The following is a 14209-nucleotide window of genomic DNA, read 5'->3' as shown; positions in this document are numbered from 1 at the left end:
CCCATGAAAAGTAACAAAGGAGTTACTGTATTGTACAGAATTTTCAGCTCAGAAAAGCTTTTGGTACGACGCGGCGATTTGATGCAGTGACATAGGTAAAAAAATATGAACGCAAAAATTTGTGTATAATGTTGTGAAAGCGAGGGACAAATAATCACGCAAGAGGTTAAAACAATAAAAAAATATAGAAAATTTTGTGAGGTTTGTACAAAATATATATTTTGCCGTGAAATGGTTGATAATAATTGTGCAATGTGCTATGATTGAGTTAACTTAAAAAAGAAGCCGTGATAGGAGAGCAAAATGTAATCAGCTAACGATTAGCTGTTGCTTGGTGCGCTCCTTTTCTTTTTGAGAAATGGAGAAAAGTTTAGTGAAACATTATTTTTATCAGGCACTGGAAGAAAACCCGATCATCGCAGCGATCAAAAACATGGATGATCTGGAACTTTGCTGTTCTCTGGAAGAGATCCGAGTGGTATTCGTCCTGTTCGGCGATATCTGTACGATCCGGGCGATCGTAAAACGCCTAAAGGACGCTGGGAAGATCGCAATCGTGCATGTAGACCTGATCGTGGGCTTAAGCAGCAAGGAGATCGTGGTGGACTTCATTAAAATGTCGACAGAGGCAGATGGGATCATTAGTACAAAGGTCCCACTGATCAGAAGGGGAAATGAACTGACTTTCATAACGGTCCAGAGGTGCTTTTTACTGGATTCCATGGCGTATGAAAATTTAAGACAGCAGCAGCATCAGGTGAAGCCGGATTATATCGAGGTTCTTCCGGGAATCATGCCGCAGGTCATCTCAAAGATGTGTAAGGTGTCGAAAGCGCCGATCATCGCGGGTGGACTGATCTCCGAGAAAGAATCCGTTATGAGCGCCCTCTCAGCAGGAGCGATGGCAGTTTCATCTACGAATCATGAAGTCTGGAAGCTGTGAATAGACTGATAACACAAGCTGTTTCAACGCCGGGAAAAGGGCAGTTGAGATAAAGCATGGGAAAAACTATATTGAAGGAGGAATTGGTATGGCAAAGTATGTAATGGCACTCGACGCGGGGACAACCAGCAACAGATGTATCCTGTTCAACGAAAAAGGTGAGATGTGCAGTGTAGCGCAGAGAGAGTTTACCCAGTACTTCCCGAAGCCGGGCTGGGTAGAGCACGATGCGGACGAGATCTGGGCAAGTATGCTGGGGGTTGCCGTAGAGGCAATGAATATGATCGGTGCCACCGCGGCGGATATCGCGGCCATCGGTATCACGAACCAGCGTGAGACAACGATCGTCTGGGATAAGAATACCGGAGAGCCGATCCATCACGCGATCGTCTGGCAGTGCCGCAGAACATCGGAATACTGCGACACCTTAAAGGAAAAAGGCCTGACCGACAAGTTCAGAGAGAAAACAGGCCTCGTGATTGATGCGTACTTCTCAGGAACAAAGGTAAAATGGCTGCTTGACAATGTGCCGGGTGCAAGGGAAAAAGCAGAGAAGGGTGAGCTGTTATTCGGTACGGTTGAGACATGGCTGATCTGGAAACTTACAAAGGGCGCGGTTCATGTTACAGACTATTCCAACGCGTCCCGTACAATGCTCTTCAATATCAATACTTTGCAGTGGGATGATGAGATCTTAGCGGAACTCGATATCCCGAAGTGTATTCTCCCGGAGCCGAAGCCGTCAAGCTGCATTTACGGCGAGACAGATCCGTCTTACCTCGGCGGACCGATCCCGATCGGAGGAGCTGCTGGTGACCAGCAGTCCGCACTGTTCGGACAGACCTGCTTCAATCCTGGCGAGGCAAAGAATACATACGGAACCGGCTGCTTCATGTTAATGAACACCGGTGAGAAGCCGATTTTCTCAAAGAATGGTCTTGTTACAACAATTGCATGGGGCTTAGACGGAAAAGTCAACTACGCTCTTGAGGGCTCTATCTTCGTTGCAGGCGCTGCGATCCAGTGGCTCCGCGATGAGTTAAGAATTATCGATTCCGCACCGGATTCCGAGTACATGGCGAAAAAAGTAAAGGATACGAACGGCTGCTATGTTGTACCGGCATTCACAGGTCTCGGAGCTCCGCACTGGGATCAGTACGCGCGCGGAACGATCGTAGGAATCACCCGTGGTGTCAATAAGTACCACATTATCCGCGCGACTCTGGAATCCCTCGCATACCAGGTAAACGACGTTCTGGAAGCGATGAAGGCAGATTCCGGTATCGAGCTTGCGGCTCTTAAGGTTGACGGCGGCGCAAGTGCCAACGATTTCTTAATGCAGACACAGGCCGATATCATCAACGCGCCGGTGAACCGTCCGCAGTGCGTAGAGACGACAGCTATGGGTGCCGCTTATCTTGCAGGTCTCGCGGTTGGTTACTGGAGCAGCAAGGAAGACGTCATCAAGAACTGGGCGATCGATAAGACCTTCGAGCCGAAGATCGAAGCCGCTGAGAGAGAAAAACGGATCAAAGGCTGGAATAAGGCTGTGAAATACGCTTACGGATGGGCGAAGGAAGACTAAACGAGATATAAAATGAGGAAAAGGTTTCGGGTAAGAATTGCGGCTTGCAGAGAACGGACTTGAATGGAATGATTACTCAAAGTTGTTGAAACAAAACAGAAAGTTTTGAAAAAACAGAAAACTGTCTCCGGCTTTTGGGGGGAACGAAAGCCGGAGATGCCTAAAACAACAAAAAGGGGGATTTTCTATGCTGCCTTATATTGCAGAGTTTCTTGGAACCATGATGCTTATCATCCTCGGTGATGGTGTTGTTGCAAACGTAAACCTCAACAAGTCCGGAATGAAAGGTGCAGGAGCTGTCCAGATCACACTGGCATGGGGCCTTGCAGTTCTGGTACCGGCATTTATCTTCGGAGAAGCTTCCGGTGCGTCCTTTAACCCTGCGCTCACGATCGCTCTTGCGGTTGACGGAAGTTTCGCATGGTCCATGGTGCCCGGATATGTGATCGCACAGATGGCAGGTGCATTTGTCGGCGCATCGATCGTTTATCTGCTCTTCAAGGGACAGTTTGATGCGACAGAAGATCCGGGAACAAAGCTTGGCGTATTCTGTACAGGTCCGTCGATCCCGAACACTGGATTAAACATTTTAAGCGAAGCAGTCGGTACATTTATCCTCGTTTTCGCGATCAAAGGTATCGGCAATGTAACAGGACTTTCCACAGGTGTTGATAAACTCTTCGTATTCGGAATCATCGTTTCCGTAGGTATGTCCCTCGGCGGACTTACCGGTTACGCGATCAACCCGGCAAGAGACTTAGGACCTCGTCTTGCACATGCAGTCCTTCCGATCAAGGGCAAAGGCGATTCCAACTTCTCTTACGGTCTTGTAGTTCCGATCGTTGGACCGATCATCGGCGCGATCGTGGCGGTTCTCCTTTATGGAGCGATCCCGTGGTAGGATAAAAACAGAGGCTGTGCCCGGTGCAGTACAGCTTAACAATCAGATAATTATGGCATGAGATGAGAGAGCCTGACAGGATAACCGCATAAGGGTATGCGTTTACTTGGCGGGCTCTTTTTTCTCAAGGACGGACACCGCCGGCTCCCCAAGGTTGTGGGATATGGCGGAAATCTTCTAAAAGAGACAGGATGTAAAGGAGTGAACGGTAAATGTATGATGTGATCATAATCGGAGCAGGAGTAGCCGGGGCAGCATCTGCGAGAGAATTGTCGCGCTATCAGGCAAAAATCTGCGTGCTGGAGAAAGAGGAGGATGTCTGCTGCGGTACTTCCAAGGCGAACAGCGCCATTGTCCACGCGGGCTATGACGCGACAGAAGGCTCCCTAATGGCAAAACTCAATGTACGCGGAAATGAAATGATGGAACAACTGTCGAAGGACCTGGATTTTCCGTTTAAGAGAAATGGTTCACTGGTAGTCTGCCTGCATGAAGACGAGATGCCGGGGCTTGAAGCTCTTTATAAAAGAGGAATCACAAACGGAGTTCCGGGTCTCAGGATCTTAAACCGGGAAGAACTCCGGGCAATGGAGCCGAATATTTCCGATGAGGCATGCGCAGCTCTTTATGCGCCCACGGGCGGAATCGTATGTCCGTTTAACTTAAATATCGCGATGGCGGAGAATGCCAACGCAAATGGAGTAGAATTCCATTTTGATACGGAGGTCACCGACTTAAGACCGGTGGAAGACGGCTGGGAGATCCGGACAAGCAAGGGCACGTATAAGACGCGGTATGTCGTGAACGCGGCGGGTGTCTACGCAGACAAATTCCACAATATGGTAAGCAACAAGAAGATCCATATCACCCCAAGACGTGGAGATTACTGTCTGCTCGATAAAACTGCCGGAAATCATGTGAGCCATACGGTGTTTGCTCTTCCCGGAAAATACGGAAAAGGCGTTCTCGTGACTCCGACGGTCCACGGAAATCTGTTGGTGGGACCGACAGCGATCGATATTGAGAATAAAGAGGGAACCAATACGACGAGAGAGGGCTTAAATGAGGTTATCACAAAGGCAGAGATGAATGTGAAGAACATCCCGATGCGTCAGGTGATCACTTCCTTCGCAGGACTCCGTGCCCATGAGGATGGACATGAATTCCTGATCGGTGAGCTGGAGGACGCGAAAGGCTTTATCGACTGTGCGGGAATCGAGTCTCCGGGTCTGACAAGCTCCCCGGCGATCGGTGAGATGGTGGCGGATATCCTGAAAAAGAAGATGGATCTCAGGGAAAAAGAGAACTTTATCGCGACGAGAAAAGGCGTTCTGAACCCGAATACTTTAAGCAAGGAAGAACGGATCCAGTTAATTAAGGAAAAACCGGAGTACGGAAATATTATCTGCCGATGCGAGATGATCACGGAAGGTGAGATCATTGATGCGATCCGAAGACCTTTAGGCGCAAAATCCTTAGACGGAGTAAAACGCAGAACGAGAGCCGGAATGGGGCGCTGCCAGGCAGGCTTCTGTTCCCCGAGAACTATGGAGATCCTTGCAAGAGAATGCCATAAGAGCATGTTTGAGATCACAAAATCCGGCGGAAACTCGCAGATCGTCAAGGGAATCAATAAGGATTCGTTATAAAAGGGAGGTGTCAGAGCATGAAATCGTATGATATTGTGATCATCGGAGGCGGGCCGGCGGGTCTTGCCGCTGCAGTTTCCGCGAAGAAAAACGGAATCGGGAGTATTCTGATTCTGGAACGTGACAGGGAGTTAGGCGGAATCTTAAACCAGTGCATTCATAACGGCTTTGGACTCCACACCTTCAAGGAAGAACTCACGGGTCCGGAGTACGCGGGACGGTTTATTAAACAGGCAGAAGAATTAAATATCGAGTATAAACTGAATACCATGGTCATGGATATCAGTGAGCAGAAGATCGTGACGGCCATGAACCGGGAGGAAGGTCTCTTTGAGATCCGGGCGAAGGCAGTGATCCTCGCAATGGGATGCAGAGAGCGGTCGAGAGGCGCTTTAAATATTCCCGGATATCGACCGGCGGGAATCTTCTCTGCAGGTACGGCTCAGAGGCTTGTAAACATTGAGGGATATATGCCGGGACGCGAAGTTGTGATCTTAGGTTCCGGAGATATCGGACTCATCATGGCGAGACGAATGACGCTTGAGGGCGCGAAGGTCAAAGTCGTTGCGGAGCTGATGCCGTATTCCGGCGGATTAAAGAGAAATATCGTCCAGTGTCTCGATGATTATGGAATCCCGTTAAAGTTGAGCCATACGGTGGTGGACATCAAGGGAAAAGAGAGACTGGAAGGAATTACACTGGCCCAGGTAGACGGAAAAGGAAAGCCGATTCCCGGAACGGAAGAGGAATACAGCTGTGATACGCTGCTTCTCTCCGTCGGATTGATCCCGGAGAATGAGATATCCAGGGGAATGGGCGTGGACATGAACCCGGTGACATCCGGACCGAAGGTCAATGAGAGTCTTGAGACGAATATTGAGGGAGTTTTCGCCTGCGGAAATGTACTTCATGTCCATGATCTCGTAGATTTTGTATCCGAGGAAGCGGCGATCGCCGGAAAGAATGCGGCGGCCTATGTGAAACAGGGCGAGAACCGTCCGGCCGGTGGACATGAGATCGTCTTAAATCCGGTCGAAGGCGTGCGCTACACAGTTCCGGGAACCATCGATCCGGCGAGAATGGACGAGGAACTTACGGTCCGTTTCCGTGTTGGCGGTGTGTATAAGAACTGCTATGTGAGCGCGTACTTTGGCGATGAGCGTGTGATCCACAGAAAACGCCCGGTCGTAGCACCGGGTGAGATGGAAGAACTGAAACTTAAAAAAGCGGATCTTTTGAAGTATCCGGATCTGAAGACGATCACGATCAAGATCGAGGAGGCATAGGCGATGGAGGAAAGAAGATTAACATGTATCGGATGTCCGATGGGCTGTCCTCTTGTCGTGACGATGGACGGCGGTGAGGTCGTAAGCGTGACAGGGAATACCTGCAAGCGCGGCGAGATCTACGGGCGGAAAGAAGTGACAAATCCGACGAGGATCGTGACTTCCACTGTGCGGGTATCCGGCGGAAGCATCGATATGGTTTCGGTGAAGACGAAGGAAGATATTCCGAAAGGAAAAATCTTCGACTGTGTGAAAGCGTTAAAGACGGTTGAGGTCGCAGCTCCGGTCCACATCGGGGATGTGATATTGAAGGATGTTGCCGGAACGGGAGTGGACGTTGTGGCGACAAAGAATGTGGAATAGGGTTTATTGCGATCAGTAAATGCAGATGGTATGGGTTATGAACAAGGTGCTGTCCGGTTGGTTTTCATGGAAAATGGACAGTATTTTGGGAAAAGGACCTCGCGGATCCATGATTCAGGATTTTGCGAGGTCCTTTTTTGTCAGAAATTGTCTCACCATTGTGAAGGTGAGACAATTTCTGATATTTTAGTTAAATTTAAAGATCGCAGCCCCATACGCCGGCAGCGGATATGCGAAGGAGTATGGCTGACCATCGCACTCGCTCTTTTTGGAGCGGACGGAGAACGCGTGCTCTCCGCGTTTATAAAGTCCGTGTTCGGAATTCAGGATCAGCGAGTAGGTTCCGGATTTCGGAACACCTACACGGTAATCGTCACGGGCAACCGGAGTGAAGTTGATGATGAATAAGAGATTTTTCTTTCCGGTCTCATCGCGGCGGATAAAACTGAAGATGCTGCGGTCGCCGTCATTTGCGTTGATCCACTGGAAGCCGTTCCAGTCGGAATCGAGCTGCCATAATGCCGGATATTTCTGGTATACATGCAGCAGATCGCTATAATACTTCTGCAGATCTTTGTGGAGCGGCTCGTCGGCGAGATACCAGTCGAGGGCGACTTTCTCATCCCACTCGTGATACTGACCGAAATCCTGTCCCATAAAGAGCAGCTTCTTGCCCGGATGTCCCATCATAAACGTATATCCGGCCTTTAGGTTCGCAAACTTGTCACCGTTTAAGCCAGGCATCTTGTTGATCATTGAGCATTTCAGATGGACAACTTCATCGTGAGACAGGGTTAAAATATAATTCTCACTGGTGGCGTATGTGATACCGAAGGTCATCTTGTTGTGGTTGAATTTCCGGAAATACGGGTCGAGTTTCATATACTCCAGGAAATCGTGCATCCAGCCCATGTTCCACTTGAAGGTAAAGCCGAGGCCGCCTTCCTCCGGTGCCTTTGTGACGCCCGGCCACGCGGTGGACTCTTCGGCGATCATCATGGCGCCGGTGAGATGTCCGGTCAGGACGCTGTTTAAGTGGCGGAAGAACTCGATCGCTTCGAGGTTTTTGTTCTCGCCGTATTTATTCGGAACCCAGTTTCCATCGCTGCGGCCGTAATCCAGGTACAGCATCGATGCAACGGCATCCACGCGAAGCCCGTCGACGTGGAAGTTTTCCACCCAGTAGAGGGCATTCGCGATCAGGAAGTTTTTAACCTCATTTTTACTGTAGTCAAAGACCTTTGTGCCCCAGTCCGGATGTTCTCCCTTTCGCGGGTCCGCGTACTCGTAGAGCGGCTGTCCGTCAAAGTCGGCAAGTCCATGGGCGTCTTTCGGGAAGTGAGCCGGAACCCAGTCCAGGATCACGCCGATGCCCTTTTTATGAAGGTAGTTTACGAAGTACATGAACTCCTTCGGAGTGCCGTAACGGGAGGTCGGTGCGTAGTATCCGGTGACCTGGTAGCCCCAGGAACCGTCATAAGGATGTTCCGCAATTCCCATGAGCTCTACATGGGTGTAGCCCATCTTCTTCACATAGTCGGCCAGCTCGTGGGCTGCCTCCATATATGTATAATAACCTTCCTTCTGCGGGCGGTCTTTCTTTCTCCAGGAGCCGAGATGAACTTCGTAGATCGCCATCGGGGATTTTACAGGATCAGCTTTTTTTCTCGCGTCCATCCAGCCTGCATCTTCCCATTTAAAACCGCTGATGTCTTCCGTGATGGAAGCGGTTCCCGGACGGAATTCTGCGTGGACTGCATACGGGTCAGCTTTGAACAGGATCTTTCCATCCTGTGTGGTGATCGCAAATTTATAGAGTTCTCCAAGGCCGACGCCCGGAATAAATGTCTCATAGATCCCCGAGTCGGCTAACGGTGACATTGGTGCGGCATCCGGATCCCAGCCGTTAAAATCGCCTACAACGCCGACCGCTTTTGCGTGCGGAGCCCAGACGGCAAAATACATGCCGCTTTTTCCTTTATGTGTTTTCTGATGAGCACCGAGTTTTTCAAAGATTTTATAATGAGTCCCCTGACCGAAGAGGTAACGGTCCAGTTCGGTGATGAAACCGAGACCGATTTCTTTTGTTTTGGCAGGAGCCTTGGTTTTCTTTGTTCTTGTCATCACTTAAACCTCCTGAAGTTTAAAGATCGCGCCGCCGTTTGCCGGGAGCGTGACGGAAAGTCTGCCGTTTTCAAGGGAGAATGGGATTTCCCCGGGCAGCAGGGATACGGCATCTGAAGCCGCGCATGGCAGCGGGATCGAGATGGATGCCGGCTGCTCATCATTATTGACGGCGGAGATGAGAGTGCCGTGTTCTCCGGACCGGCTGAATGCATACTGCTGGTTGGTGAGGAGAAGTTCTTTATAAGAGCCACTGTGGAACGCGTCATGTTCCGCATGGATCTTTCCGAGCGCCGCGATGTGGGAAATAAGTTCCGGAGCTTTTCCGTTCATGCCGGATAAAGTGAGCGCCGGGCGCAGGACTTCATCGGATGTTCTGGAGCGCTTTCCCTCGATCCTCCACTCGCTTCCATAGTAGATGGAAGGGATTCCCGGAAGTGTAAAGAGAAGCTGGTACACCGGAAAGAGGTTCGCCGGATGATTTAACTTGCTTGCGATCCGGTCCTCATCGTGGTTGTCCACGAAGGTGTAAAGCGATTTCCCGACTGCCTCCAGGCGCCGCACATTGTGGGCAATCTCAAAGTAGTTGTGGTCGTTGTGACCAGAGTAGAGAGCTTTGTGGAGCTCGTAATTTGTGACGGAATGCAGCATTTCCGGATTGACCCAGCGGCTGTATTCGCCGTGGATCACCTCGCCCATGAGCCAGAAGTCCGGTTTCATGGCGGAAGTTTTTTCACGAAGCTCTTTCATGAACCCGAAATCCAGGACATTCGCGCAGTCCAGACGGATCCCGTCGATATCAAAATTGTCGACCCAGAAGCGGATCGAGTCAAACAGATACTGGCGGACATCCGGATTCCATAAATTTAAACACGGAAGTTCGAAATGCCCCTGCCAGGCTTCGTAGCCGAACGGATCGCCAAGAGGACTTCCCCAACCGAAATTGACGCCGCGATACCAGTCTTTATAAGGGGAAGCTTCGCGTTTTTCCCGGATATCCTGAAAGGCGAAAAATTCGCGTCCGGTATGGTTGAAGACACCATCCACCACAACGCGGATCCCGTTTTCGTGGCAGAGCTGCACAAAATGGGCGAAATCCTCGTTTGTGCCCAGGCGCCTGTCGACAAGGCGGAAATCTCTTGTGTCGTAGCCGTGTGTGAATGACTCGAAGAGCGGACCGATATAGATCGCGTAGCCGTTTAAGGCGCGGATATGCGGGATCCAGGTCTCAAGATCACGGAGTCGGTGGGCGGTTTTTGTAAGTGTATTCGTTTTCTCAGCCCCCAGAAGTCCGAGGGGATAAATATGGTAAAAGACAGCCTGTTCGTACCAGGTATGCATGGTTATCAGACCTCCTGAAGCTCCCGTTTTTTCAGGCGGCGGAGAAGGAACTGATACCGGAGCTGCGCAGCGTTTAGCTCATAGATGTAACAGTCGACCAGAGTCGGGTCAACGACCTGTTCGAACTGGTTCTGGGCGGATAGGATCGCCGTTTTGCTGAGTTCGATCTGGCGCTTCAGTTCATTTGTCTCCCGGCTGAATGCCTGTTGGGAAGCTGATTTTTTAGAGAAAAACATCGTATCATACTCCAATTCCTTTATTTCCGGCGCGTATCGCTGCCAGATCCGGGCAGCTGCGCCCCTGTTTTGTCAGATCCTGTCTGCAGACCGGTTTGCCGCACGGCGTGCCTGTCCGCGGAAAGATCTGTGGTTCCTGTAATTGGTAGTATGAGATCCATTCATCCGGAATATTCAGGATTCAGGATATTTTTCAAGCTCTTTCTTTAAGCGGCCGAGCTTATCGATGGCGCTTTTGTTTGTAAGATAGTAGTAATTGCAGACGCCTTTTTTTAAAACATCGATCAGGCCGGTATCTTTTAAGATCTTTAAATGATGAGAGACAGCCGGACGGGAGAGACTTGTCCGGTCTGTGATCTCATTGACGTTCAAACCGGGGATCCGGCTTTCGCCGGTGGTCTGCGTCTCAAAGAGACACTGCAGGATCGTGAGTCTTGTCCGGTCTCCGAGCGCGATGAATAAAGGAATGCACTCTTCGAAGATATCGCCCAGAAGATTGTCTGAGGTCATGAATTCTCTCCTTTCCTGAAGGTTTTGGTTTAAAAATTTAAACTTAATTGCATTTTACCATTTTTCATGAATCACGTCAATGAATTGTTCAACATTTCTGGAAAATGAAAGGTGACATAATAATTTTTGGTGAAAATTGACGAAAAACGTCACCTTGATTTTACGAAAACGAAATTGACTTTCGCTCAAAATTCAGAGATAATAGTGGCACATTCAGAGATGAGTTCTTCATTTCTAAATAGCAGATGTATGACCGGTAGCTTCGCCGGATGCCCGTTTTCAGGGCATGAAATCCTTTTTATGTTACGAAGACCAGTACCGCCAGTCTGGCATCAGTGAAGATATTTTCACAAAGGATCTATATGGAAAAAGTACTGGGAATTCTTCACCTTTTTGAGAAAGGAGATGATCCTGTCATGATATTATTTACGATTTTACTGTCTGCGGCCGTGACGGACTGAAGGTATGGAAAGATCTTTCACATCCAGAGCTTTTTGGGGATCGCAGCCGGGATCGTGTCGGCCTGCATGGGCAACAGAGTGGACGGACAGACACAGATAAACTCTGTGCTCATTCCCGCGGGAGTCTTCGTTCTGCGGTTTACCGGGACATGCGCTGTGTTTTATCTCTTTTTTCTCTGCCGGATGATCGGCGCGGGAGATATCAAGCTTATGGGGCTGATTGTCGGATTTTCAGGACTCTGGGACGGGATCTTTATCTTAGGTCTTGGATTTGTGATCGCGGCTGTATCTGCAGCCTGCAGGATGACAAGACAGGGAACCGTCTGGCTGCGGTTAGAGAGGATCGCGCGGTTTGCGGTGGAGTCCGGGATCAATGGAAAGATCACGGAATATCAGGGATATTTTGAAAAGGAAAGTCTTATGCGGCTGGGGCCGTATCTGTTCGCGGGCTACTGTCTGTTTCTGCTGATCCGATAGCAGGCAGGACCGCGAGTCTTGAAGGCTGGGAAACCAGTCCTGTCGATCATATGCCGGGTCTGCTCCGGTAGGGGAAAGGAAAAAGTATGAAAAAGATGATGGCGGTTTATGACGCGGATACGAGATACGCGGAACGATTGTCGGATTATGTTAACAGAAAAGAGCGGGGAGTATTCACTGCACAGGCGTTTACCTCGAAAGAAAAGCTGGCGGAATATGCCGCGAAACATGAGATCGATGTCCTGCTTTCCGGGGAGCGGACGGATTCCGGGGATATCTCCGAAATTCCGTCCGGACAGAAGATCTATATGTCGGAGGAAACAGAACGGCAGATGGAATCAGGGAAAGAAATCTATAAGTTCCAGTCCGGGGACGATATTATCCGGGAGGTGATGGCGGTCTACAGTGAGATCCCGGGGATCCGCCCGAATACCGCAGGAAGCGTGGATCAGTCCAGACGGATCATAGGCGTCTATTCGCCGGTCGGAAGATGCGGAAAGACCTGTCTGGCGCTGGCGATCGGTCAGATCCTGGCAAAAGAGGAAAAGGTGCTGTTTGTGACGCTGGATACTTTTACCGGTTTTACCGGTCTGTTAAATGAGCGCTGGAAGCGGGATCTCTCGGACCTTATCTACTACTATAAGCAGGAACGGTTTCATATAGTACGGCTGAACTCACTTGTCTACTATCTGGGAGATATGGCATGGATCCCGCCGATCCGGATCCCTCAGGATTATGCACAGCTTACCGCGCAGGAGATGGCGGATCTCATGGAACGGATCCTTCGGGAAGGAAATTATACGACACTTGTCCTCGATATCGGGGATTACGGGCGGGATACCCTGCCGCTGCTGGAAAAATGTCAGGTCGTTTACGCACCGATCAGAGAAGATCCGTTTTCTGCGGAAAAAATGCGTGAATTTGAGGAGTATCTGGAGACAACGGGAAATAACGCTGTCGCAGAAAAGATCCAGAAGATCCATGTGCCGATGGTGACCGGAGGGAGAAGGATGGAACATTTTCCACAGGAGCTTCTGTGGGGAGATATGGGAGATTTTGTCAGAAGTCTGCTGAAAGGACAGAGGAACTTATGGGACAATTAAAGAAGATCCTGCGGGAACAGATCCTGGCGGAGATGACATATGAGCGGCAGATGTCGGATGAAGAGATCGCGGACCTCATCGACCGGAAGATGGATGCCTGTCTGGAGGAGCAGCCGGGAGAATTCCCGCTGACTCTGGGGGAACGGCTGAAACTCCACAGGGAGTTATTTGACTCTTTCCGGCGTCTTGATATCCTGCAGGAGCTGGTGGATGATCCGCGGGTGACAGAGATCATGGTAAATGGTCCGGACCAGGTATTCGTAGAGACAGGGGGAAAGATCGGGCGGTGGGAAAAGTCTTTCGAATCCAGGGAGCAGCTGGAAGATCTGATCCAGCAGATCGTCAGCAGTGTGAACAGGATCGTCAATACATCAACGCCGCTTGCAAATGCCAGATTGTCAGACGGATCGAGAGTCCATGTGGTCCTCGAACCGATCGCATTAAACGGACCGATCTTGACGATCCGGAAATTTCCGGAGCCGGTGACGATGGAACGGCTCATGGAATACGGAAGCATCTCAAAAGAGGCAGCGGATCTCTTGAAGACGCTTGTTGCGGCGCGCTACAACATCTTTGTCAGCGGCGGCACCGGAGCGGGAAAAACGACACTCTTAAATGCACTCTCAGAGTTTATCCCATCCGGTGAGCGGGTGATCACGATCGAGGACGCGGCGGAACTGCAGTTAAGCCATATCGAGAACCTGGTAAGGTTAGAGACGAGGGACGCGAATGCGGAAGGAGCCGGGGCCATCGGGATCGGGGAGCTGATCCGGGCGGCGCTCCGCATGCGGCCGGACAGGATTATCGTTGGCGAGGTGCGCGGAAAAGAGGCGCTGGACCTTTTGCAGAGTCTCAACACGGGCCATGACGGCGGCTTTTCCAGCGGTCATGCGAACAGTGTAAAAGACATGCTCGCACGCCTGGAAACGATGGTGCTGATGGCGGCAGATCTGCCGCTTCCGGCGATACGGAGTCAGATCGCGTCGGCGGTGGATGTCATGGTGCATGTGGCGAGAATGCGGGATAAGACGAGAAAGATAACAGCGATCGAGGAGGTGGACCGGTTTGAAAACGGCGAGATCATCCTCAATCCCCTTTTCGCTTTCAGGGAGACAAAGTGCCCGGAGAGCCGGATCGGGGACAGGAGGAAAGTGGAAGGAAGCCTTGAACGGGTCGGAGCACTCAAACACAGGGAAAAGCTCCGACTTGCAGGGTATGATGTATGAGACG

Annotated in this window: 13 protein-coding genes; 9 read left to right on the top strand and 4 right to left on the bottom strand. The window is 50.5% G+C overall.

The window, feature by feature from the left end:
• The first annotated feature begins 373 nt into the window (after positions 1-373).
• The 6 genes from GPK90_RS01085 to GPK90_RS01060 all read left to right on the top strand — a co-directional run bounded on the left by GPK90_RS01085 (position 374) and on the right by GPK90_RS01060 (position 6727).
• The gene (locus tag GPK90_RS01085; protein WP_346011189.1) at positions 374-943 is read left to right on the top strand and encodes a glycerol-3-phosphate responsive antiterminator; all 570 of its coding nucleotides are present in this window, start codon (positions 374-376) and stop codon (positions 941-943) included.
• Between the two features lie 88 nt (positions 944-1031).
• Complete coding sequence (gene glpK, locus GPK90_RS01080) at positions 1032-2528, top strand: glycerol kinase GlpK (RefSeq protein WP_215701929.1); 1497 nt, start codon at positions 1032-1034, stop codon at positions 2526-2528.
• Between the two features lie 187 nt (positions 2529-2715).
• On the top strand, positions 2716-3429 hold the full coding sequence (locus tag GPK90_RS01075) for an MIP/aquaporin family protein (protein ID WP_118531273.1): 714 nt from the start codon (positions 2716-2718) through the stop codon (positions 3427-3429).
• A gap of 212 nt (positions 3430-3641) precedes the next feature.
• A complete protein-coding gene (locus GPK90_RS01070; protein ID WP_215701928.1) occupies positions 3642-5078 on the top strand; it encodes an NAD(P)/FAD-dependent oxidoreductase in 1437 nt (478 codons plus the stop codon).
• A 17-nt stretch (positions 5079-5095) separates the two neighbouring features.
• Entirely contained in the window at positions 5096-6364 is a 1269-nt protein-coding gene (locus GPK90_RS01065) for an NAD(P)/FAD-dependent oxidoreductase (RefSeq protein ID WP_215701927.1), read from the top strand.
• Positions 6365-6367: 3 nt separating this feature from the next.
• Positions 6368-6727: a DUF1667 domain-containing protein gene (locus tag GPK90_RS01060; protein ID WP_118297605.1), complete on the top strand. Its 360-nt coding sequence runs from the start codon at positions 6368-6370 to the stop codon at positions 6725-6727.
• A gap of 186 nt (positions 6728-6913) precedes the next feature.
• Here GPK90_RS01060 and glgB read toward each other — a convergent pair whose 3' ends face one another.
• The 4 genes from glgB to GPK90_RS01040 form a co-directional block, all read right to left on the bottom strand.
• Positions 6914-8851, bottom strand: a complete 1938-nt coding sequence (gene glgB / locus GPK90_RS01055) for a 1,4-alpha-glucan branching protein GlgB (RefSeq protein WP_215701926.1) — start codon at positions 8849-8851, stop codon at positions 6914-6916.
• Between the two features lie 3 nt (positions 8852-8854).
• Positions 8855-10192, bottom strand: coding sequence for an alpha-amylase family glycosyl hydrolase (locus tag GPK90_RS01050; protein ID WP_215701925.1), 1338 nt, complete (start codon positions 10190-10192; stop codon positions 8855-8857).
• Between the two features lie 5 nt (positions 10193-10197).
• Positions 10198-10428, bottom strand: coding sequence for a YaaL family protein (locus GPK90_RS01045; protein WP_118297602.1), 231 nt, complete (start codon positions 10426-10428; stop codon positions 10198-10200).
• Between the two features lie 174 nt (positions 10429-10602).
• Positions 10603-10938 (bottom strand): ArsR/SmtB family transcription factor, encoded by a 336-nt coding sequence (locus GPK90_RS01040; protein WP_118531285.1) that lies wholly within the window; start codon positions 10936-10938, stop codon positions 10603-10605.
• 671 nt (positions 10939-11609) lie between these two features.
• Here GPK90_RS01040 and GPK90_RS01035 point away from each other — a divergent pair.
• The 3 genes from GPK90_RS01035 (at position 11610) to GPK90_RS01025 (ending at position 14205) form a co-directional block, all read left to right on the top strand.
• Positions 11610-11876 carry a hypothetical protein gene (locus GPK90_RS01035; RefSeq protein WP_215701924.1) on the top strand — a complete coding sequence of 89 codons (267 nt, stop codon included), beginning with the start codon at positions 11610-11612 and terminating at the stop codon, positions 11874-11876.
• An 86-nt stretch (positions 11877-11962) separates the two neighbouring features.
• The gene (locus GPK90_RS01030) at positions 11963-12979 is read left to right on the top strand and encodes a P-loop NTPase family protein (RefSeq protein ID WP_215701923.1); all 1017 of its coding nucleotides are present in this window, start codon (positions 11963-11965) and stop codon (positions 12977-12979) included.
• Positions 12967-14205 carry a TadA family conjugal transfer-associated ATPase gene (locus tag GPK90_RS01025; protein ID WP_215701922.1) on the top strand — a complete coding sequence of 413 codons (1239 nt, stop codon included), beginning with the start codon at positions 12967-12969 and terminating at the stop codon, positions 14203-14205. Before GPK90_RS01030 ends, GPK90_RS01025 begins: the two co-directional genes overlap by 13 nt.
• The last annotated feature ends 4 nt before the right edge of the window (positions 14206-14209 follow it).

This window comes from Clostridium sp. MCC344 (assembly GCF_018785365.1).
GTDB lineage: Bacteria > Bacillota > Clostridia > Lachnospirales > Lachnospiraceae > Pilosibacter.
This window is presented reverse-complemented; position numbering and strand designations above follow the sequence as displayed.